Consider the following 1,189-nt stretch of genomic DNA (forward strand, 5'->3'; position numbering starts at 1 on the left):
ACATCAATACGCCCTTACACATCTTTATATACTTTGAATCTTGTTGCTAAAGCCTGATTCGCTCTCTGGGGGCACCATTTTTTATTTTACACATGTTTGTAAATGAATCGGCTTTTAAAACCTTGTCTGTTAAAGTTTATGCTTTCTGCTTCTGCATAATTTAGCATTTTTAAGTTCTATTCTTGAAAAACTATGTAATACCTTAACAAATTATCTATTGATCTAAGTGTATTGCTCAATAATTTTTTCTTCCATTCAAATTAACTTTTTGCTTATCCCACAGAAAAAGCATTATAAATATACCTAATTTCCAGTCATATCTAGAAGAAATTTTAAACTATCGATGCAAATCTTACATAAAATTTTATTCAAATAGTGCAAATCAGCCATTCCCTCCAAGGTACTCTTTAGACGCACTAAATATCTGAATATTTTTATTTAAAAAATTAAAATCTTTTAAAGAGCTTTCTTATTGAATTGTACTTAATTTAGACTCAATAAAAACTTTCCTTGAATATATATGTCATTCTTACAAATTTATCTCTCATAAACTGTTAGAGTAATAACATTTTCTTTTCGCCAATATGAACGATCTAAATAAAATAAATATCTGGAAAGGTAAAATAATTCAAAAATACACGACCGGAATTTAATATAATTTATCAAACATTTTCAACTAAACATTTCTTATTATTACGAAAACGATTGTTAGAACTTTTAAAAAATATTGCTTTATAAAAAACTTTTAAACAGGAAAAAAATGATAAATATCATAATTACCTTTCATTTTTTCAGAAAAAACTACCATGTTTAGAAATGAAACTCTTAGATAACACACTCAAAGAATTAACTTATGAAAAATTATTTTAATTGAAACTTAAATAGTTTTACAAAGAACGCTTTAAAATGCGTATTAAAATGATTGACCTTTTACAAGAAATTTGTCAAAAAGCATATCTAGTTTGGAGGGGTGGCCGAGCGGTTTAAGGCACCGGTCTTGAAAACCGGCGTGCAGGAGACTGTACCGTGGGTTCGAATCCCACCCCCTCCGCCACAGCACTTTTATGGTGCTATAACTTTTTGATTCTGTATGTAGCTTGCCAGCGGGTGTAGCTTGCCAGCGGGTTTTGTATATTTTGCCACTAGGTTTTGTACCAATTTATTTTTTCTCAAAGAGTTTTAAAGATGT

Annotated in this window: 1 tRNA gene; it reads left to right on the forward strand. The window is 29.5% G+C overall.

Going from position 1 to position 1,189, the window contains the following annotated elements:
- The first annotated feature begins 964 nt into the window (after positions 1 to 964).
- A tRNA-Ser gene (locus ACFIK7_RS02650) sits at positions 965 to 1,054 on the forward strand.
- The last annotated feature ends 135 nt before the right edge of the window (positions 1,055 to 1,189 follow it).

Source organism: Bartonella sp. CL266QHHD (assembly GCF_042195355.1).
Lineage (GTDB): Bacteria > Pseudomonadota > Alphaproteobacteria > Rhizobiales > Rhizobiaceae > Bartonella.